This window comes from Mucilaginibacter sp. P4_E8 (genome assembly GCF_056401495.1).
On record NZ_JBFUJG010000092.1, the window covers coordinates 1 to 20945 of the forward strand.

The 20945-nt window shown below is 40.8% G+C and carries 19 protein-coding genes; 7 read left to right on the forward strand and 12 right to left on the reverse strand.

Features of this window, described 5'->3' with window-relative positions; translation table 11 throughout:
• A partial coding sequence (gene ubiG / locus AC1DRQ_RS22755; RefSeq protein ID WP_477427113.1) for a bifunctional 2-polyprenyl-6-hydroxyphenol methylase/3-demethylubiquinol 3-O-methyltransferase UbiG occupies positions 1 to 788 on the reverse strand: 788 nt, incomplete at its 3' end.
• Positions 789 to 1028: 240 nt separating this feature from the next.
• Here ubiG and AC1DRQ_RS22760 point away from each other — a divergent pair.
• Together AC1DRQ_RS22760 and AC1DRQ_RS22765 are read left to right on the forward strand one after the other, a co-directional pair.
• Complete coding sequence (locus tag AC1DRQ_RS22760) at positions 1029 to 1634, forward strand: Crp/Fnr family transcriptional regulator (protein ID WP_477427115.1); 606 nt, start codon at positions 1029 to 1031, stop codon at positions 1632 to 1634.
• 93 nt (positions 1635 to 1727) lie between these two features.
• Positions 1728 to 2198 (forward strand): RidA family protein, encoded by a 471-nt coding sequence (locus tag AC1DRQ_RS22765; protein WP_477427117.1) that lies wholly within the window; start codon positions 1728 to 1730, stop codon positions 2196 to 2198.
• Positions 2199 to 2292: 94 nt separating this feature from the next.
• Here AC1DRQ_RS22765 and AC1DRQ_RS22770 read toward each other — a convergent pair whose 3' ends face one another.
• The 8 genes from AC1DRQ_RS22770 to AC1DRQ_RS22805 form a co-directional block, all read right to left on the reverse strand.
• The gene (locus AC1DRQ_RS22770; protein ID WP_477427119.1) at positions 2293 to 3660 is read right to left on the reverse strand and encodes an alkaline phosphatase family protein; all 1368 of its coding nucleotides are present in this window, start codon (positions 3658 to 3660) and stop codon (positions 2293 to 2295) included.
• Positions 3661 to 3665: 5 nt separating this feature from the next.
• Positions 3666 to 4871, reverse strand: coding sequence for a metabolite traffic protein EboE (gene eboE / locus AC1DRQ_RS22775; RefSeq protein ID WP_477427121.1), 1206 nt, complete (start codon positions 4869 to 4871; stop codon positions 3666 to 3668).
• Positions 4872 to 4882: 11 nt separating this feature from the next.
• The gene (locus AC1DRQ_RS22780; protein WP_477427123.1) at positions 4883 to 6046 is read right to left on the reverse strand and encodes a 3-dehydroquinate synthase; all 1164 of its coding nucleotides are present in this window, start codon (positions 6044 to 6046) and stop codon (positions 4883 to 4885) included.
• A gap of 32 nt (positions 6047 to 6078) precedes the next feature.
• Entirely contained in the window at positions 6079 to 6966 is an 888-nt protein-coding gene (gene eboC, locus AC1DRQ_RS22785; protein WP_477427125.1) for a UbiA-like protein EboC, read from the reverse strand.
• Positions 6967 to 6971: 5 nt separating this feature from the next.
• Positions 6972 to 7871 (reverse strand): TatD family hydrolase, encoded by a 900-nt coding sequence (locus AC1DRQ_RS22790; RefSeq protein ID WP_477427127.1) that lies wholly within the window; start codon positions 7869 to 7871, stop codon positions 6972 to 6974.
• 96 nt (positions 7872 to 7967) lie between these two features.
• Positions 7968 to 8708, reverse strand: a complete 741-nt coding sequence (locus tag AC1DRQ_RS22795) for an EboA domain-containing protein (protein WP_477427129.1) — start codon at positions 8706 to 8708, stop codon at positions 7968 to 7970.
• 9 nt (positions 8709 to 8717) lie between these two features.
• Positions 8718 to 9080: a transmembrane 220 family protein gene (locus tag AC1DRQ_RS22800; RefSeq protein WP_429395213.1), complete on the reverse strand. Its 363-nt coding sequence runs from the start codon at positions 9078 to 9080 to the stop codon at positions 8718 to 8720.
• A 244-nt stretch (positions 9081 to 9324) separates the two neighbouring features.
• A complete protein-coding gene (locus AC1DRQ_RS22805) occupies positions 9325 to 10098 on the reverse strand; it encodes a helix-turn-helix transcriptional regulator (RefSeq protein ID WP_477427132.1) in 774 nt (257 codons plus the stop codon).
• A 481-nt stretch (positions 10099 to 10579) separates the two neighbouring features.
• Between AC1DRQ_RS22805 and xth the strand changes: the two genes are divergently transcribed.
• The 5 genes from xth to AC1DRQ_RS22830 all read left to right on the forward strand — a co-directional run bounded on the left by xth (position 10580) and on the right by AC1DRQ_RS22830 (position 18198).
• Positions 10580 to 11353, forward strand: a complete 774-nt coding sequence (gene xth / locus AC1DRQ_RS22810; protein WP_477427134.1) for an exodeoxyribonuclease III — start codon at positions 10580 to 10582, stop codon at positions 11351 to 11353.
• Positions 11354 to 11658: 305 nt separating this feature from the next.
• Positions 11659 to 12903 carry a sensor histidine kinase gene (locus tag AC1DRQ_RS22815; protein WP_477427136.1) on the forward strand — a complete coding sequence of 415 codons (1245 nt, stop codon included), beginning with the start codon at positions 11659 to 11661 and terminating at the stop codon, positions 12901 to 12903.
• Between the two features lie 11 nt (positions 12904 to 12914).
• Complete coding sequence (locus AC1DRQ_RS22820) at positions 12915 to 13355, forward strand: response regulator (RefSeq protein WP_477427138.1); 441 nt, start codon at positions 12915 to 12917, stop codon at positions 13353 to 13355.
• A gap of 96 nt (positions 13356 to 13451) precedes the next feature.
• Positions 13452 to 15143 carry a sensor histidine kinase gene (locus AC1DRQ_RS22825; protein ID WP_477427140.1) on the forward strand — a complete coding sequence of 564 codons (1692 nt, stop codon included), beginning with the start codon at positions 13452 to 13454 and terminating at the stop codon, positions 15141 to 15143.
• Between the two features lie 481 nt (positions 15144 to 15624).
• The gene (locus AC1DRQ_RS22830; protein WP_477427142.1) at positions 15625 to 18198 is read left to right on the forward strand and encodes a BamA/TamA family outer membrane protein; all 2574 of its coding nucleotides are present in this window, start codon (positions 15625 to 15627) and stop codon (positions 18196 to 18198) included.
• 91 nt (positions 18199 to 18289) lie between these two features.
• Here AC1DRQ_RS22830 and AC1DRQ_RS22835 read toward each other — a convergent pair whose 3' ends face one another.
• The 3 genes from AC1DRQ_RS22835 to xrtY form a co-directional block, all read right to left on the reverse strand.
• Positions 18290 to 19855, reverse strand: a complete 1566-nt coding sequence (locus tag AC1DRQ_RS22835) for a hypothetical protein (protein WP_477427144.1) — start codon at positions 19853 to 19855, stop codon at positions 18290 to 18292.
• A 30-nt stretch (positions 19856 to 19885) separates the two neighbouring features.
• Positions 19886 to 20440: a WcaF family extracellular polysaccharide biosynthesis acetyltransferase gene (locus AC1DRQ_RS22840; RefSeq protein WP_477427146.1), complete on the reverse strand. Its 555-nt coding sequence runs from the start codon at positions 20438 to 20440 to the stop codon at positions 19886 to 19888.
• The coding region (gene xrtY / locus AC1DRQ_RS22845) for an exosortase Y (protein ID WP_477427148.1) at positions 20433 to 20945 on the reverse strand (513 nt) is incomplete at its 5' end. The genes xrtY and AC1DRQ_RS22840, both read right to left, overlap by 8 nt.

A 20945-nucleotide genomic window follows, 5' to 3' on the forward strand; every position in this document is an offset into this window, starting at 1 on the left:
GCATAACCCATATACAAAATATTCATATCGTTGCTTTCAACCAAAAGGAAATTCTCTCCAAGTTCGGCAAAGGTCCATATTCCTTTTACTCTTTTTCGCAAATAGCCTAACATTGTCGGGATTGAAACACTTGGAGATGAACCTCTGTGTTCTTTCCAGTCTAAATTGTTTTTGGCTAATAAGGTTTTTAACTCTCCGGGCTTAATAAACATATTCCAGTTGTGCAGGTTTGGAGGCATAAAGGCCCAGCGTTTCCATTCCTGCCAAATTTTAATGGCTACCAATTTGCTAACAAAAGTTCGGTTTAGCGTATCATAAAAGAATAATCCGTTAGGTTTTAGTACCCTCGAGATTTCGGAAATTACTTTAGGCAAATCCATAACATGCTCCAGTACATCACAACACACCACACAATCAAAAGATTGATCGGGGTAAGGCAAATTTTCTGCAAAACCCTGGTCGTATTTTATGTTTAAGCCGCTTTGTTTAGCATGATTTATGGCTGTATCCCTCGAGTTTTCAGAGGGTTCAATGCCTGTTGTTTCAAAACCTAATTTGCATATTTCTTCTGTAAGTATTCCCCCGCCCGAGCCAACTTCCAATGCTGTCATCCCCACCGGGTTTATATTTAGCCTGGTAAGTACTTTCTTTAAATAGCCAACGCGACAAGGGTTAACGCTGGTTTTTAAAAGATGCAGTACGGTGTCGGGTCTCCACCAGATATCACCATTTGCATTGTAAAGATCGTTGTCTATTTTTTCATAAACTTCGGTTGAGATTTTTTCCATTTTAGTTTTGTTTATAGTTGATTGTTTGTATTGATGATACCAAAACCAAACCGGGCATACATTAAAATTAGATTTGCATTTAAATCACTAAAAGAGGGGTAGGGCATGACAGGATTAATTGGTTATCTAATATAGGAAATACTTAACAATCAGCAAAATAGCTAAGAAATGGTTGAAAAAACTTAGAGAATATAAGAGGTTTTTAAATCAGAATAGATGATCAACTAATTTAAAATTGCCTTGAATGCATTAACTTCGGGCGTATCTTTATCCGCTTACTCCATGCAGGACAAACTAAGGGAACATATAGAGAAGATAGTACCACTTAGTGATGATGAGTTTGCATTCGTGTGTACTCATTTTACCGTTAAAAAGTTTAAGAAACACCAGTTCCTTATTCAACAAGGTGAAGCGGTAAAGTATCACTACTTTGTAGTTTCCGGACTTTTAAAGCTTGTGTATACCGATGATACGGGAAAGCAGCACATTGTTTCTTTTGCTATGGAAGACTGGTGGGAAAGCGATTTTTATGCCTATTACACGCAGACTGAAGCTACAATGTCGTTAGAGTGCGTTGAAGATACCGAGGTATTCTGCCTTTCGCTCGAAAACTACAAGAAGCTATGCGATGGTCTCCAAAAGATGGAACGTTTCTTCCTTGAAAAAGCAAATTTTGGTTTTATCGGATCACAGCGGCGCATCATATCCTGGCTAACGTCTAACGCCAAAGAGCGTTATGAACAGCTCCTTAAACAATACCCCTCACTTATACAGCGCGTACCCAAAAGCCTCCTTGCCGCCTATCTGGGTGTTTCGCGCGAAACCCTAAGCAGATTAACCCCTTAGTGTGATATACCTCACTTTATAATCGTGAGGTTTGTCAACGCTCAATTCCAGGTGCTATTCACAACTTTGCAGTGTACATTTTAAACTGCGATCATGAAAAAAATAGCAGAACTTTTAGCATTAATATTAATCACTACGGTGCCTGTATTGGCACAAACTAAAAACCCCAATAACATGGAAAAAAGAATCATTAATCCCTGGCAATGGCAGGATAGACGCAGTTATGTGCAAGCCGTTGAGGTAAAACATGTGGAAAGCACGCTATATGTTTCGGGGCAGACGGCTATAAGCGCTGATGGAATATCGAGTAACGAAGACATGAAATCCCAATTAATTCAGGCCCTGCAGAACCTGGAAAAAGTTATCAGCGAGGCCGGATACGAATGCAAAGGTATTGTTAGGTTAAATATCTATACCACTTCGACAGCAGAGCTTTGGCCTCACTTTCAAATTTTTCAAGATTGGATAGCTAAGCATGGCGTTAAACAAGCCCTCACTTTGTTAGAAGTGAAAAGCCTTTTTGAAACATTAAAGGTTGAACTGGAGGCTACAGTGGTAAAATAATCATTTAAAAGAGGCTGTCGAATTTAGTATCGTTAGTCGGCCTTTATGGGGCAAGGTCTTTAAAATAGATTTTGCCCCAATTTTCTACCTAAATTCAAATTGTTGCTTTATCGTTTAAATGCTGCCAGATAATATCAAAAACATCAACGGGAGCAACGCTATCCTGCGAAACATTATTTTCGGTTATTAATACAGGTTTATACTTTTCAGGAACACCCACCCGCCCATGTGACCCTTTGATCAATGTGGCATCTAACGGAATAACATCCATTACGTATCGGAACCCTGCTTTTTTACGCAGCAATTTGTAGCCTGCACGGGCTTTTGAGGTCATAAACATTTCTACAGGGTCATAACCCGGTTTCTTATGAATATCAACCACACGGGCATAATCAGGTGCTTTGGCATCATCAAGCCAAAAATAATAGGTAAACCAGCTGTTCTCAGCAGCCATTAACACCAAATCCCCGGCACGCTCATGGTTAATGTGATAAGCGGCCTGCTCATCCCGGTCGAGCACAAACTCAATACCCGGCACTGTTTTTAATAAAGCTTTTACCTGCTCGGTTACCGACGGATCATTAATATATACATGGGCTATCTGGTGATCGGCAACAACAAACGCTTTTGAAGCGCCGGGATCAAGTAGTTCTAAGCCCCGCTCCACACGGATCTGTAGTAGATTATGCTCGCGGAATAAACGGTTTAAATGTATGGGGTTGTTTACCGGCGCGATACCATACTCGGACAGCAGGATGATACGCGCTTTTTTCTTTTCATAAAAAGTAACCAGCTCTTCAACCAAAGCGTCTATTTCTCCAAGCTCCTTAGCTATTTTTGATTCATCAGGTCCGAATTTTTGAAGGCAGTAATCTAAATGCGGCAAATAAATTAAGGTAAGGGTAGGGTTGTGCAGGTCGTCAGTATACATGGACGCGTCTGCTATCCATTTGCTCGATTTGATATTTGCTCCCGGACCCCAGAATTGAAACAGCGGAAACTGCCCCAGCTTTTCCTGAAGTACATCGCGCAATTCCGCAGGGTGCGAATAGCAATCGGGCATTTTTCTGCCATCAGCCAGGTAATTTGGTCTTGGTGTTACCGAATAATCGGCAGTAGAATACATATTATACCACCAAAACATCATCGATGAAGTAAAAGATGGGTCTTCTTTTTTGGCTTTATCCCATATCTTTTCTCCGCTTACCAGCTTGTTTGATTGTTTCCAGAATTTAACTTCACTGTCAATGCGGTCATACCATCCGTTGCCTACTATACCATTTTCGGCCGGGTACTTTCCGGTGAGATAGGCTGATTGCACAGCGGTGGTTACAGCGGGCAAAAGCGGCTCAATAGTAGTCAGTTTTTTTTGTGCGATATACTTTTTTAAAAAAGGCGTACGCTCGCCAATTACAGCGGTAGATAATCCTACAATATCAATAACAACCGTTTTATTCATCATAGCAATCAGTTTGTTAATTCATTCTTAACCCACTCCAACTCTCTTATGATAGATTGGGTAAGCGGGATCTTTAATGCATCGGGCAATACGCCCCAGGTATAGGTTTCTACTTCAAGGTGGTTTGTGAAAGGGTTTTGTGCCTGTATACCCAATACTTTTATAATATCGGCTTGTGTAGATTGGAGCAGACCAAAGCTTTCTAAAAATACAGGCACGTGGAAATGTGCCCTCCATTCCCGGGCATCATCAGTCGCTGTTAATGCTTCGGGCAGATCAGGGTACCGTAATAATTTTCCATCCGTAAGCCTGGCAATAACCTGGTGAAGATAGGTAGGTTCATCAAATTTTCTAAACTCAGATAGGATTAGCTGCCGGTTTTCGGATGATGTATCAAATGCCGCTTTGAGTGCAGCGCTAATCTGGATCTTGCCTACTTTTATCCCCTTTTGGGCCAGTTCATTAATGATGATTTCATGGGGTTCATAACCTATAGCGAAATGACAAACATCATAACATAAATTCACATGTTCTTTAATGATGTTTTGAGCTTCGGTAGCCGGCATTTTAAATTCCTCCTGAAAAAAGCCAACGCCCTGTGGCAGCAAAATTTCCTCGAACCATTGTATGAACTCACTTCCTGTTTCCAGAATCCCATCGGGTTCAGGTTCTATATCCAAATGTAATGAAGCCCCGGTTTGTTGTTTTATGATATGAAGTTCTGTAGCCACCCGCAATATATTCCTGGTAGCCTCAAGTTTGGCCGCTTCGAGTTCTGGCTCATTGCTAAACCAATGTTTATAGCTTAAGGGAGATGTTGATATGCCACCTTCCATGCCTTCAGGTAATAAATAAGCCAGGATCTTGAAAAGTCTTATGGTATAGTCCAAACGGTCGGTTGTTGTCCAATCGGGTGCGTGTACCTGATCCTTAACTATTACGTTGTGAAACCCGCCATAAGGGAAGCCATTCATGGTAAATACATAACCTTCATGAAGTTGCAGCCACTGTTTAAACTGTAGCAAATTATTACCCTGCAGGATCTCGATACTGGCAATATTTGACAAACGCAGCCCAATGCCCATTGGTGCATCCGGTGATAGTTGCTTCTTTATCTCCGGAAAGCTAAGTTTTAAAGCATTGAAATGATCTGCCCAGTTTTCGCCTGCATGTATATTGGTACAATAGGTTAAATGTCCTGCTGTAAGCTTCATAATTATATTAATTATTGCAATTTAAGTCCTTGCATTTCACCCAGTTTTTTACTGGCTTGCTTTAATATTTCGGTGTCGATCTCATGCACTTCCTCGCCTTCGCCAATGCCATTCAAAAGCATAATGGTTAACTGGCCGCCCAAATGTTCACGAAACTCTTCCAGACCGGCCAATATCGGGCTGTTCTCTTTATCAACCTGTAACAGGCTATGTGAAACTTCAAAGCCCAGGTTTTGCAATGTTTGGATTATCCGGTTACTTTCCTGAGATGATATACGGCCGGAAAGATCAGAATAAACCGTATCGAGCGCAATGCCCATGGCTACTGCTTCGCCGTGGCGTACTTCAAAATTGCTTAAGTACTCCAGTTTGTGGGCGCTCCAGTGCCCAAAATCAAGCGGTCGCGACGAGCCGCTTTCAAACGGGTCTGCACCGGCTATATGATCCATATGGAGTTGCGCGCACTTCCAGATCAGGTAATTCATTGTAGCCATATCCCGTTGAACCAAAGCTGCTACATTTTTTTCTATCCAGTTAAAAAACTCCGCGTCATTTAATAAAGCAACCTTTACCGCTTCAGAAATTCCAGAGCGCCAATCACGGTCGGTAAGGGTTTCTAAAAACTGTTCATCATTAAAAACAACCGTTGGCGGCGCAAATGTTCCTAAAAAGTTTTTCTTAGAAAAAAAGTTGATACCGTTTTTTACTCCAATGCCCGAATCATTTTGTGATAATACGGTGGTAGGTATGCGTATATGTTTAATACCACGATGAGATACCGCGGCGGCGTAACCCACCATGTCAAGCACCGAGCCACCGCCAATTGCCACAATGTAGGAGTGCCTGTCAATACCATACGTATTAACAGCCTCAACAACCTGGTTAAAATAAACTATATCATTTTTAACATCCTCGCCACCCGGTACAATTAAAACATCCTGAATGAGCTGAACGGAGTTATAAAAAGAAAAATATGCTTGTATTTCTGCTATCAGCTTCGGATTCGCGTCAATAACACCCTTATCGGCAACGAACAGTATTTTGCGCAATGAATGGGATGTAGCGGAGCTGAGCAAAAAATCATTAAAAAGTGTATTAGTCTTGTTGAAAATGCCAGCGGTAAAGTAAACCTGGTATTCAAACTTAACAGAAAATGATTGAGATAAATGCTTCATGTACAGAATAAAGAACGTTCTAAATTTATTAATTAAGTAACAGCAAAGATCTTTGCCAGCCAAATAGATAAAGGCAGTAAACAGGCTATGATCAATGCCGCGTAAATAGTGCTGAATGTTGCCGCCCAGGCCGCATCCATCAGTATCAATGAAATAACGCCGGCTTTAACGGCGCCTCCTATATTTTTACCTATCGGATTTTGAATTGCCTTGATCAACGGCTTAAATATCATCCACAAAAATGGGATCAGGATAATGGCGGATAAAAGCAGCTTATTATTAAGGTATGAAAAGTAGAGGATAAAACCTGTTACGATGCTATATAATATGGCCGCGATATATAAATTTTGCTTGCCGCCGCCATGCACTTCGCCACGACTGATCATCGTAATTGAAAAAATATAAACAATGGGTACAATGGCCAGAAAATACCATTGCGGTAAAACTTCGGTTAAGATGCTCATGCCCAAAAGTAAGTTTAAGCCCCTGCAAAGCCCCATATTAAGCGGTCCCCAAAAGTGATGATGCTTACTGATCTTATTATATAACAAGGCAAAAAGACTTATTCCCACTGCCAATGAAGCAGATACCGTGCTAACTAAGCCTGCGGATATAACACCTGCAAGTAAAAGGATACTGCCGAATACCGAAGCCTGCTGCAGGCTGACCCGTCCGCTTGGGATAGCACGTTCCGGGCGTTCTATCTTGTCCAGGTCAGCATCAAAAACATCGTTAAATACAATACCGCCACCATACAGACAAGCGGTTGAAAAGCAAAGCATTATAATGGCTTGCAAATGATCCTGGAAAATCGCTCCTGAAAAAACACCCGCTATAGCTGCACCCGCCAACACATCAGCAACCGAGGTCACAACATTAGCAGGCCTCATCATACGCAGGTAAACCAATATTTTTTCCAAAATGCTTAACTAATAATAATGGAAGATTTATTGATACGGGGCTGCTGACCGCCGCGTAAAATACTGTTCCCCTCAAACTTGGCGCTTTGGTCTATGGCGGTAATAAAATCAGCTTCGTTAATCTGGCCGCTTTGGGCAAAAGCAGTAATGGCGTTACGATAGGTAACCAGTTCGATATCGGCAAGACTTATCCCGTTAAGTTTCATTAAAGCGGCTGTCTTTGGTACCGCCATCGGGTCACTGATGCCCCAGTCTGCTGCAGAATTGACCATGATACGCTCAGGGCCATATTGCTTTGTAATTTCCACCATGCGCTGGTTGCCCATCTTGGTAAACGGATAAATGGTAAAGGCTGCCCAAAAGCCCCTGTCCAGTACCTCTTTTACGGTTTCCTCGTTGTTGTGGTCAACAATTACCATATGCGGATCGAGCCCATGTTCAATAGCTATATCCATACTGCGTTGGGTTCCGCGTTTTTTATCACGGTGGGGCGTATGGATCTGTACCGGTAAACCGGATTCTTTTGCCAGGTCAAGCTGCAAACGATAATATTTTTCTTCGGCAGCGGTTTGATCGTCAAATCCTATTTCGCCAATGCCAACAACACCATCTTTATATATAAACAGCGGCAGCATTTCCATAACCTGCTCGGCCAGCGCTTCATTATTTGCTTCCCTTGAGTTGAGGCCTATGGTGCAGTAGTGCTTTATCCCAAACTGCGATGAGCGGAATCTTTCCCAACCTACAAGACTGCTATAATAGTCCTTAAAGCTGTCTACACCCGTACGCGGTTGACCTAACCAAAAAGATGGTTCTATAAGTGCAACTATGCCTGCATCAGCCATGGCCTGGTAATCATCGGTAGTGCGCGATGTCATGTGTACATGGGGGTCGAAAAATTTCATACCCTTTATTAAATCCATGTCAAATTTCTCTGTTGATTGCTCCAACGGCACACTTCTTTCTTCTGTATTATGGCTACAACACATTTTAAATATTTTTTATGTTAACAATTCATTGCCGTAAAAATGACCTTGTTTCATATTGTTCAATTGCTCCTGAGTAACAAACTTTTCAACCAGGTACCAAAGCATGCTATTCACTTCCCTGCCGGCAGCATAGCGTTCCTTAGCATAATCAATCAATATGCGTGCAAGTTCTTTGTTGGCCCTGGTATCTAATCCGTATAATTTATCCACCTGCTTTTCGGTAAAGAAAGCTTTCAAAACCATTTGATTCCATGCCGCTTCCTCCAGGTTTTCGGCCGGATAGGGATTATTGTACATTATAGCTTCTAATACTATTCCAATATTACTCCTGATACCTTCCGCACAGCGTTTTACCCATAATTTAGGGTGAGATAACAATGGAAGGGCTGAATATAAAGCAACCTGTTCATTCATTTCAGCAACCGAAAAAAGGTTTTCGATCACTTGAAAATACCTGTCTTTATCGGCATTGTCATATCGAATTAACAACCAAACCCTGCTCAGCCTATCAGCAGTCCAGTAATCGATTGCAAAACCTGGTCTGATAGATGCTAATAGCTCTTGTTGTCTTTGCGTTACAGTAATGATCGCTTTACCAGTTTTACGCGGTATCATAACGAAAGCTGTATTAAAAGCAGTGTTATTAATTATATTATTGTCTGCACTGAGCCAGGCCCAGGAAACCGGGTCGATATTATCCTGGATTATGTCCGCGATCACCGCGTTTAATTCCTCTTTATTGTAGGTGATCATAACCTATTGTTAAAGCGCAAAATAATTAATTAGTAATGCCCCGGCTATAATAAGTAAACCAAAAAACTCTCTTGTTTTTTCAATATAAGGCTTAGTTGCCTGCATACTTTCAACCAAACTCGGTTTATTATATTTAGTTATCCAATCACGTACGCCATCTTTTTGAAAAAAAAGTATTGCTGCATAAACAAGATAAAAGGCTGTAAGTAAAATGTAAATAAGCGGGTAAAACTTACCAAAAGCAGCCAGCCCGCAACATACGGCAGCACTTAAATATATGGGTACCCATAGGTACCAATCAACATCATTAAAATTTAAATAGGCAAAAGCCAGGAACGAAATCAGGAAAACTATATTTAAAATCAAAAGCATATTAACTTAATTTATTAAGTCATTAATGGCAAAATAAGATCACTTATAACGGTGAGGCCAATTTAAAGAATAAAATCATTCTATGTCTAATCTCGCATAATTAATATAAATGTTACAATAATTTGTTTTTCGGGTCTTTGGTAATCGAACCCTTTTCCGAAACTGTCTTGCGGTTAGCCGCTATGCGTAAAGGGTTAAGATCATGTATTTGCTCTTGTTGGTTTGCAAGGAAATCCAAATTGCTTTACAGGTAGTCATATACAGCGGTTCCGTATACATTTTTAAACAATTTGCTGAAATACGCCGGACTGTCAAAACCTGCTGCATACGATATTTCCGAAACGGTGCGGTATTTACCGCTTTCTATAGCTTCTTTCGCAACCTGTAAACGTATGCTTCGGATGTATTGATTAGGAGTTATACCCAGTATTGATTTGAACCGCCTGTACAATTGCCTTTCACTGATAGAAAGTTCATCGCTTAAAATGCCAATATTGATATCAATCTTACCGATATATTTTCTAACTAACTGCTCTAATTCAAAAAGCCAGGCTTGATCTGATGCGGATATCACAGCGCCTGAACCTGTTAAAGGTTTGTTGCCGGTTTGAATACCGCGTAATGACAATTGTTCAGATTCTTCAATTTTTTTATAGGTGATGTTTTTTGCAATTGCAAAAACAACCTGTTCTGCTTTTATAGGTATTGATGTCCAGGCAAGCCATACCGTATCGCCCGATTTTGTTATATATCTGTTCTCGAAATTTAAAAGTGGAACGCCTTTTAGAATTTTTTCTCTTTTCCGGCCCGTAATTAATTTATCATCTGCATGAATAAAATGACTTATCGGCATGGAGAAAAGCTCGTCGTTACTATAGCCAAGTGTTTCTGAAACAGCGGGATTTATTTTTTTAAAATAGCCATCATAACCTGCTACACAAATTAAATCAGGAGACAGATTGATAAAAGATTCAAAGTCAAACATATAATTTGAAGCCAACAGATCAGTCTCGGTCATAGTATTAAGATATTTATAATCAGGGAAAGTAAAAATATGAAATCATCATCATCGCAACAAACTATAGTTTAAAAGTTGTGGCAGTTTTATGAGGTGAATWGTCAGTTTTTTTAAAGACGCTATAGTGATCTTTGCAAATCTTTAGGTTAAATCCAAAACTTCTGAAAAATGAAAATACTCGCCTTATTTCGAATATTTGTATTGTTTCCATTATTCGGAATATTAATACCGGATATAACTGTCATTTTAAAAGAACCAACTTTCAAAATTCCATTTTTTCACGTAGTTATCTGTGTCGGAATATTACTCCTGATAATCAGTTCAATTGTTTTACAAAACTATATTTCATCACAGCGTCGCGAATAAGTGGCCCTATACCGTAAATGATATACACATTTACGGTACTTCAGCAGATTTGATTGAACTTTAATGGAGAATAGCAATTGATTTTTTAACTTAGTTTTCTGTTGAATCAAGTGAAATGAAAATAGCTACGTACAATGTTAATGGCGTTAATGGACGCTTACCGGTATTACTCCGCTGGCTGCAAGAAACCGCGCCGGATGTGGTTTGTCTGCAGGAACTCAAAGCGCCGCAGGAAAAATTTCCCGAACAGGCCATTAATGATGCGGGTTACCGGGCCATCTGGCATGGACAAAAGAGTTGGAACGGTGTGGCGATCTTATCCCGCGACGGTAATATTCAGGAATCACAGCGAGGATTGCCCGGTGATCCCGAGGATCTGCACAGTCGCTACATCGAGGCCATCATAAACGATGTGGTAATAGGTTGTCTTTACCTGCCTAACGGCAATCCCGCCCCGGGACCCAAATTTGATTATAAGCTGCAATGGTTTGACCGCCTGACCGCCCATGCACAAGACCTGTTGAACCGCAAAATCCCTGTAGTGCTATGTGGAGACTATAACGTGATGCCCACCGAGCAGGACGTTTATAAACCCGAACGCTGGCTCGACGATGCCTTGTTTCGCCCTGAAACCCGCGCGGCTTTTCATAATTTGTTGGCGCAAGGCTGGACAGATGCCATCCGCAAGTTATATCCAACCGAAAAGATCTATACCTTTTATGATTATTTCCGCAACGCCTACGGCCGTGATGCCGGTTTGCGCATCGATCATTTCCTGCTCAGCCCGGAGCTCAACAGCCGGTTGAAAGCAGCCAGTGTTGACCGTCATGTGCGTGGCTGGGAAAAAACCAGCGATCATTGTCCTGTTTGGATCGAATTAACGCATTAGTCCTGCGCTCAGCCTCCGGGTTGCGTTGTACGGCTTGAGATATTTTTAACCAGCGGTTTATTACAACGGTGTCAGTAACCAGACCGTCCTTACCTCCTTTAGCCCGTTAGTGTCCTATATCAGCCGGTGTCCTTAAAAAAACAAATGATTTATAGACAAGGTAGATGCGATATGAATATAAGTTTATGTGAGTTCACAATATTGTATTAGCTTTAGGAACTTCCGCAGATAAGTAAATCCAATCTCTGCAAAAATTATCCCTTATTTAATCTCAATTTTTAAACACCGTTTTGCAAGTTAAGGATATGATGAAAAAAGATCCGGGTGAAGATGGCAGCAAGGAATCTGGCTTTAAAATTGGAGAAAAGGAAAACCTCACAGCAGAGTTAATAATCGCGAATAAAGAACTCGACTATCAAAATGAAGAGAAAGAGAACCGTGCAGCGGAACTGATCATAGCCAATAAAGAATTGCTTTTTCAAAATAAAGAGAAAGAACAACGGGCAGCAGAACTGATCATAGCCAATAAAGAACTGGCTTTTCAGAATGAAGAAAAAGAGAACCGGGCAGCGGAACTGATCATCGCCAATAAAGAGCTGGCTTTTCAGAATGAAGAAAAAGAACAACGGGCAGCGGAACTGATCATTGCTAATAAAGAGCTGGCTTTTCAAAATGAAGAAAAAGAGAACCGGGCTGCGGAACTGATCATTGCTAATAAAGAGCTGGCTTTTCAAAACAAGGAAAAGGAAAAGAGGGCCGAAGAACTGATCATTGCGAACAGGGAGCTAAAAAACGCGGAGGACGATATCCGTAAATTGAATGACGAATTAGAACAAAAAGTAATAGAACGCACAGCTCAGCTGGAATCTGTTAACAAAGAGCTTGAGTCATTTTCCTATTCCGTATCGCATGATTTGCGTGCCCCGATCAGGGCCATCAATGGATATTCAAAAATTTTAGTAGAAGATTATGCTGAAAAATTTGATACCGACGGAACAAAAATCCTTCGCGCCATCATCCACAATTCTAAAAAAATGGGTGAGCTAATTGATGATCTGCTTGCGTTTTCAAAATTGGGAAGAAAACAGGTTGCATTTTCGGATATTGACATGAACGCGCTTGTTAAATTGGTACAAGAGGAATTATTATTTGAAGAAGGTGAGAATATACCGGAGTTTAATGTAAAAATACTCCCCCCCGCTAAGGGAGATAAATCACTGATCAAACAGGTATGGATCAACTTAATTTCCAATGCAATTAAATACTCCAGGTATAAACCTACAACCCGTATAGAGATTAATGCCTATGAGAAGGATAATCTTATTGTTTATTATGTAAAAGATGAAGGAGCAGGATTTGATATGCAATATTATGATAAGCTTTTCGGGGTTTTTCAGCGCTTGCATTCACAGGAAGAATTTGAAGGTACGGGCATAGGTTTGGCCATTGTACAAAAAATAGTGCAGCGGCATAATGGAACGGTTTGGGCAGAATCGGTTTTAAACGAAGGAACTTGTTTCTATTTCAGTTTACATAAAATCAAACATTAAATTAAAAAAACATGGACTACGATAACATTGAGATCTTATTTGTGGAAGATAGTGAGGATGATGCTATCCTAACTATTCGCGCGCTTACAAAAAGCGGCTTTACAAACAAACTGCATCATGTTGTAGATGGCGCGGAAGCACTTGATTTTATTTATTGTAAGGGAAATTATACTTCACGGAATGCCAAAGAATTTCCTAAAGTCATACTGTTGGATCTTAAAATGCCCAAGGTATCAGGAACGCAGGTGTTGGAAAAAATAAAGTCAGATCCTGGCACTAAGTCGATACCGGTAGTTATGCTTACTTCATCAAAAGAAGGCCCTGATATAGAAGAATGCTTTGCACTTGGCGCAAACAGTTATATCGTAAAACCAGTTGACAGCGATAACTTTTTTAATGCGATAAAAGAGATTGGATTATACTGGATGATATTAAGCCAGCCACCCCATTGATTTAGCACATCTGCATCCCGATTTATGTTAAAATGAATAGCCGATACTACCTTACGATAGTAAAAATATATAGTAAGGAATCAAATAGTACAAATCATGACAGCCGATCCCAAAATACTTATCCTGGAAGATAATCAGAGCGATGCTGATCTGCTGCTTCGCGAATTAAAAAAATCAGGATTACGTTTTACTTCAGAAATTGTTCAAACCCGTTTAGCGTTTGAACATGCGCTAAAAAATTTCAATCCGGATATTATATTATCTGATTATGCGCTTCCTTCGTTCGATGCCATTACCGCTTTTCGTATCAAGCAAAGTAAATATCCTCACATTCCTTTTATTATAGTTTCTGGAATTATAGGAGAAGAAAATGTTGTTGAGCTCATCAAAAGTGGTGTTACCGACTACGCTTCAAAAAATACGCTGGTCACCCTATCCGCAAAAATTAGCCGGGCGTTAAATGACAGCATTGTACGGAAAGAAAAAATCATTATTGATGACCAGTTAAAAACGCAGGCCGCGGAGCTTATTATTGCTAATAAAGAACTTGTTTTTCAAAACAAAGAGAAAGAAAACCGCGCGGCAGACCTGGTCATTTTATCCGGAAATTTAAAGGTCAGGCAGGAGGAATTAAGTGTAGCGAATGTCTTGCTTATTAAACAGGAGGAAAAGGTTAAATTAATTAACCACGAGCTTTTACAATTGAACCAGGAGCTGGAAGAACGGGTGACGAGGCGCACCAACGCTTTGGCCGAAAGCGAAAGCCGGTTTCGCAACATGATGGAAACCATCCCTCAAATTGCCTGGACAAATACGATTGATGGTGAGGTTATTTTTTACAACCAAAGATGGTATGATTATACCGGGCTAAATCGCAAAAAAAGTGAATTATGGGGATTTAATACGGTAATTCACCCCGATGATCTGAAAGATAGTTTAAATTGGTTCAGATTGATCAGGAAAACCCGGGATGGGGGCGAATTTCAACTCCGGGGGAAACGTGCAGACGGACTTTACCGCTGGCACCTGATCCGCCTAATGCCCATTAAGAATGAGGAAGGTCAAATGCAGCTTTGGGTAGGGACTGCTACAGATATTCAGGAACTGCGCTTGTTGCAACAGCAAAAAGATGATTTTATCAGCATTGCCAGCCATGAACTAAAGACCCCGCTTACCAGTTTAAAAGCCTCTCTGCAACTTCTGGATAGAATTAAGGATAATCCTACGGCTGCCATGCTGCCTAAACTTATTGTACAGGCAAATAAGAGTTTAGATAAAGTTAATACCCTCATTGAAGACCTGCTAAATGCAAGCAAGGCGAATGAAGGCCAGCTTCACATAAGCCCCAAGCTCTTCGTGCTGTCAAAAGTAATTGATGAATGTTGCCAGCATGTACGTACAGAGGGGGTTTATAAAATCACTACAAAAGGCGACATGAATGTTGAAGTTTATGCCGATGCCACCCGTATTGACCAGGTGGTGATCAATTTTGTTAACAACGCGATAAAATATGCGCCGGAATCAAACGAAATCCGGATCAGCATTGAAACTATAAATAATATGGTTAAAGTATCGGTTATTGATAAAGGCCCGGGTATTCCACCCGAAAAATTGCGTTACCTTTTTGACCGTTATTACCGTGTAGATAACAGTGGCAGCAGATATGGTGGTTTAGGGCTTGGTCTGTACATTTGTACGGAAATCATTAAACAACATCACGGACAGATAGGAGTGGACAGTGTATTAGGTAAGGGCAGTACATTTTGGTTTACATTGCCCATTACATAAGGGTGATATATGCTTATGAAGAATCTTAAGTGATCGAAGTAATTTTATGGGTTTAAGTTAAAATATTTCAATATTTCTGCTGTTCTTTCCGGGCCGAATATCTTCTGGTTACATTTTCCAGCACCGCTTATGTATGATCGCTTTCGTGTTCCTGCATAGATCTCATTCTGCCGAAGCATGAATACCTGTTTTTTCTACGATCAAACAACAAAACATTTAACTATCTGGTTGGTAGATCAATATAAATAATTATCTTGTAAATACAAATGGTAATGCTTCAGATTTTTACCGAGATTTACACAGCAGACTACGCTTACCACATCAAAGGAATTGTCTGGATATATCATTATAGCAGGGATTGTACTGATGATCAGTTATATATATCAGAAGTTGGAAAATAAAATAATGGTATACTAACCACCATCTGCCTGTAACTTATAACAAGGTAGTTGACCTGAATGGTATTTAAAACTTAATAGCTATGAAAAAAAAGTTACCAATATTAATGCTGCTTTTGTTGGGAGCGGCGTATAGTTATGCTCAGGAAATAAAGCCATCGTCATGGCAAAAATTTTCGGATAGTACTATTGTTAAAGTGCATCCCTCTTATAATGATGTAAGCGGCATACACCGCTGGTTTTTTGGCGAAAACTTCCGTAAAGAATGGGCGGAGCCTGTAAAATTACCGGTTATTAAAATATCGCAGGTTAATGGTGGCCTGTTACCTATAAAAGAGGGCGGGGGCCTGCAATCCAAATCATTACGGCTGGAAGATAAAACCGGCAGGGAATGGGTGCTGCGTAGTGTGGAGAAAGTACCTGATAAATTATTGCCCGAAGGTTTGCAGGGTACGTTTGCGGTTGATTGGGTAGATGATGAATTTAGCGGCCAGCACCCTTACTCGGCACTGATCGTTCCGCCGTTGGCCGAAGCCGCCGGTGTACCACATGCCAACCCGGTTATAGGTGTTGTGGCAGCCGACCCGGCACTGGGTCAGTATAACAAACTATTTACCGGTATGATATGCCTGCTGGAAGAGCGCGAACCTACAGGGAAATCTGATAATACACTTAAAGCCAAGGGTGAGTTGATAGAAGACTACGATAACCGGTTTGATGGCGCTGGCTTTTTACGCGCCCGCATGCTTGACCTGCTGATAGGTGACTGGGACAGGCACGAGGATCAATGGCGCTGGGCGATTGACAAGGATGGTAAAGCCAAAAACTACCAGGCCGTTCCCCGTGATCGCGACCAGGTGTTTCATGTTAACCAGGGTTTATTTCCAACTATTGCTGCATTACCCTGGATAGACCCGTTATTGGGAAACTTTAAAGGTGATCTCCGGGGCGTAAAATACTCCTTGTTTAAAACAAGGTTTATGAAACAATATCCGGATGCTCAAATAAGCTATGACCAGTGGATGAAGATTGCGCATGACTTTGTAAAAGCCGAGACTGATGAGGTACTGGAGGCCGGCCTTAAACGCCTGCCCAAAGCAACATATGATATGCGTCATACAGCACTGCTTGACATATTAAAAAAGCGCCGCGATAATATCCCGGCTGCCATGTCGCAATATTATTATTTTATCAATCGGATAGTTGATATTCATACTACTGATAAAAACGAGCAGATCACTATTAGCGATGCCCCTGATAAGGCTATGCGAATTGCTGTTGAGAAACTGAATAAAGATGGGGAGCCCAAAGGCACACTGATGGATATGACCTATCAGCCTGATATTACACAGGAAATAAGATTATACACAGCAGCCGGTAATGATCATGTCATTATTAATAATAGTACATCGCCCATTAAATTACGGATTGTTGACAGTACGGGTAACAAAACTTATGATGTTAAACAATCCAATGGTAAAGTACATGTTTACGGGCCTAAGGATAATACCAGTTTTACAGGCGATGCAGACCGCTTGAGCAAGCATTTGTCAAACGATACACTGAATAATCGTTTTGTACCTACAAACTTGTATAATGTATGGATGCCATTGGCAACAGCCGCATTGAATAAAGACGACGGTTTTTTATTAGGGCTGGGCTTTAAATATACTGGTAAAGATGGTTTTAGAAAACTGCCATACTCCAACGTACAGCAGGTATTGATCACGCATGCTTTTGCTACTGATGCTTTCCGGATAAAATATAACGGTGAGTGGATACAGGCCATAGGCAAGGCCGATTTTACGATGCAGGCTTTTATACAGGCCCCAGACAATACCATGAACTTTTTTGGCAGGGGTAATGCAACACAACTTCTTAGATTTGATGGCTACCGCAGGTATTACCGCACCCGTTTTGATACCTACCAATTTGACCCTGCATTGCGGTGGCATACCGGCAAGGGGAGTACGCTGAGTGTCGGTCCTTCACTACAGTTTTACCATATGGATTTAGCCGATAATGCAGGCAGGTTCATTAACCAAACATCACTCATCAACTCCTATGATAGTCTTACCTTAAACAAGGATAAAGCCCATGTTGGCTTGCTTGTTAACTATATCAGCAACCAGCGTGATAATAACATTTTACCTAAAAAAGGATTTTATTTTAATGTAGTAATACAGGGGTATAGCGGCCTTAACACGTATTCAAAATCGTATGCGCAGATCAGACCGGAGTTTACGTATTACCAAAAACTTAACTCATCGGGCACTATCGTTCTTTCAGACCGTATTGGTGGTGGGGTAAGTATCGGTAACCCGGCTTTTTATCAGTCAATGTTCCTGGGCGGCCAGGGTAACCTGCTGGGTTATCTTCAAAACCGTTTCGCGGGGCAGCACATGGTGTTTAATAACCTGCAGGGCAGGATAAAGTTAGCCAAGATAGCCAGTTATATATTGCCGGGCGAATTGGGTTTATCCGGCTTTTATGATGCGGGCAGGGTGTGGATAAAAGATGAGCATTCTGATCAATGGCACCAGGGGGTAGGTGGTGGTTTATACTTCTCGCCTGCAAGCCTGACTATTATACAGGTATTAGCCGGACATTCGACTGAGGGCTGGTACCCTTATATATCGCTTAACTTCAGGATCTGATGAGATATATCGGAAAATGGCTGATTAGGGTAACTTATAAGATTTCAATAAAATCGAGGGCTTTGAGCTTTCAGCTTTTTGCTTATAAGAATTATTTAGCCGAGTACAGTACGTAATCATTGCTCAGCATTTCCATCCTGAACCCTTTATAGCCTGGGAAGCACTTACGTATAATGTTTGATTTGGGTCCCATGTAACTTGCCGGCAGCAAAATAAATATTGGTCCGGCATGTCCCTGATGCACATAACTGTCATAATCAATTGCAATGTCGGAGTCGATGGGGTCTAAGGTTATGAAACGGTTATGATTTATCTCCAGGGCCAGATCTGGGCTGATGAATACAAAAAGGGCATTGGTGTTTTTCCTGTCCAGATCCATGATGTAATTTAATGAAGGTTGATCAATAAACATCTGTGACAGACCCGATGTTCCCCTTGCATTTTCTGTTTTATTTTGTTTGTAACCTGCTGCAAAATATTTGAAGCTTAAAAATGCAATGCCAAAGCAAATTAAGCCAAATGCAACCCTATAGAAAGGCCCCCATTTGCTTACTAAATAAACAACGCCGGGTGTTATCAGCAGCCCGATAATGYGGAAATGCCTTGCTTCGTATGATATATTGGCTTGCCTTAAAAAGTTATAACTAAAAAACACCACCGAAACCGAATAAAAAACTACAAGCAGCAAGGTGTATTTCTTATTCGGGAAATAGCGAACAATTTTGATGATCAGTAAAACGCTCAAAACAGCTGATAACAGCAACGTAATTAGTGACCAGAATGGATTAAGTATACTAACATCATCATGGTATATTAAACCATGTAAAATATCATCAACCGAGAGCCCTGCCAATATGGGCGAGGCCAGGGGGAAACTAAAAGTTTCCCAGGTTAATTTGATACCCATTCCGCCCGATGCCGGGTTTTGACCTTTAGATAAGTAAAAAATATAGATCACCGCCAACGATGCTATAGCCGGTATAGCTATCCAGATCCCTTTTTTTATCCATCCCCAGATATTGAGCTCGCCAGATGATAGTTTTAGCCATAGATAAATACAACCTGCTCCGTACATCCACAAAAAAGATGATTTACAGAAAAAGCCCAGGCATCCTGAAAGCAACAAAAATACAGCAAGTTTCCACCCGGTTTTGTCAATAGTAGCACAACCGTACAGGAACCATCCGGCAAAGCCAAAAATTAAAACCTCGCCGCCATTGTAAAAAACATAGGGTATAACAAAGGCTTGCTGGCATGCAATAACTGCTACGCTAACGGAAGCGATGATAGGGGTAAAACCCACCTTCCTAAAAAATGAATAAAAACCGGCCAGTCCCAGCAGGGTAAAAAAAGTAGAAGTAACAGCCGATGCCTGACCTATATTAATACCAAAAAGTGACTGGAAAAAATAAGGAACCAAATATTGCCCGGGTGACCACCATGTTAAAAATTCAGAGTAGTCTTTTGCAACATCAGATGGATCGGGTTTAATAGCGATGTTGAAACCGCCGCCCATTTGCATTTTTCGCAATACCTGGAAACCCCAGCACGAATCTGGAAAAATAGATGTAGGATATAGGAAAATCATTACACCCATTATAATTACCATTATACCTAAAGCAGCGAGTATAATCTGATGGATGTAAGTTTTTTGCATTGGCACAATATTAATTAAAATTTAGTTAAGCTAAGCGCCCATATTGCGCTCACGGATCTTTACAGCCGGGTTACCCTGGTAAACACTGTAAGGTTCAAGGCTTTTTGTTGCCACAGAACCACTTGTAAGTACGGAGTGACTTGCCAGGGTAATGCCAAGGTTTACTATAGCACCGGCGCCTACCCATACCCCGTCTTCCAAAATTAGGCCTTTGGTTATCAGGTTAAAGGTTGTCTTTTTATAATCATGACTGCCGGTAAGCAGTACGGCTCCCTGCGACAGGCATACGTGGGCACCGATTTTGATCATGACCAGGCTATCGATCCACACGTTTTCGCCAACCCAGGTTTGATCGCCGATGCACAGGAACCAGGGATATTTTATGTTGACACAAGGTTTTATAGTTACATTTTTACCAATTTTTGCACCAAACATCCGGAGTAAAAATACCTTAAAACCGCTTGAAGGGACAAGGCTGGTTTTAAAAAAAACAGCATTTAAATAATACCATAAAAATCGTTTTAAAGCATTACCGCCCGGATGAAAAGGATGATTATTATAAGTGGATAGATCGGTTTTATGCATGAGCTTTAATAACCTTGTCGTTATGTTTAACCCAAAAATACAGGCTTATCATAATCAATATATAAAGGGTGATATTAAAAATGGTATGGTGATCAATTATTTGATTATCTTTTTTATTCCAAAATAAGGCAAGCAATACAAACCGGAGTACATTTAAAAATTCGATGGTAATAATGCCGGTTATCAAAAAAATAATCTTAGCCTTTAATGGCTTGGGGTAAGCTATCACAAATGCCGAAAGAAAACTAATAAGCCCAAACCCCAGGCATGAGTAAACCAGGCGGATACTGCCCCGGCCGGCAACCAGCAGATCATATTGATTGGTGATCACAGCATAACCCAGCCAGCTAAGTACTTGCTTACTGCAGATTAATAATAGCGAGCGTAAAGTCTGTATATAATTTAAATGTTCGGCCAAAAATGGGCTATAATGATTTCCGGGACTGGTAATACCAAAAAACAAAATGTTGAAATAATAAAATACGGCAAACAATATGATGAAGGT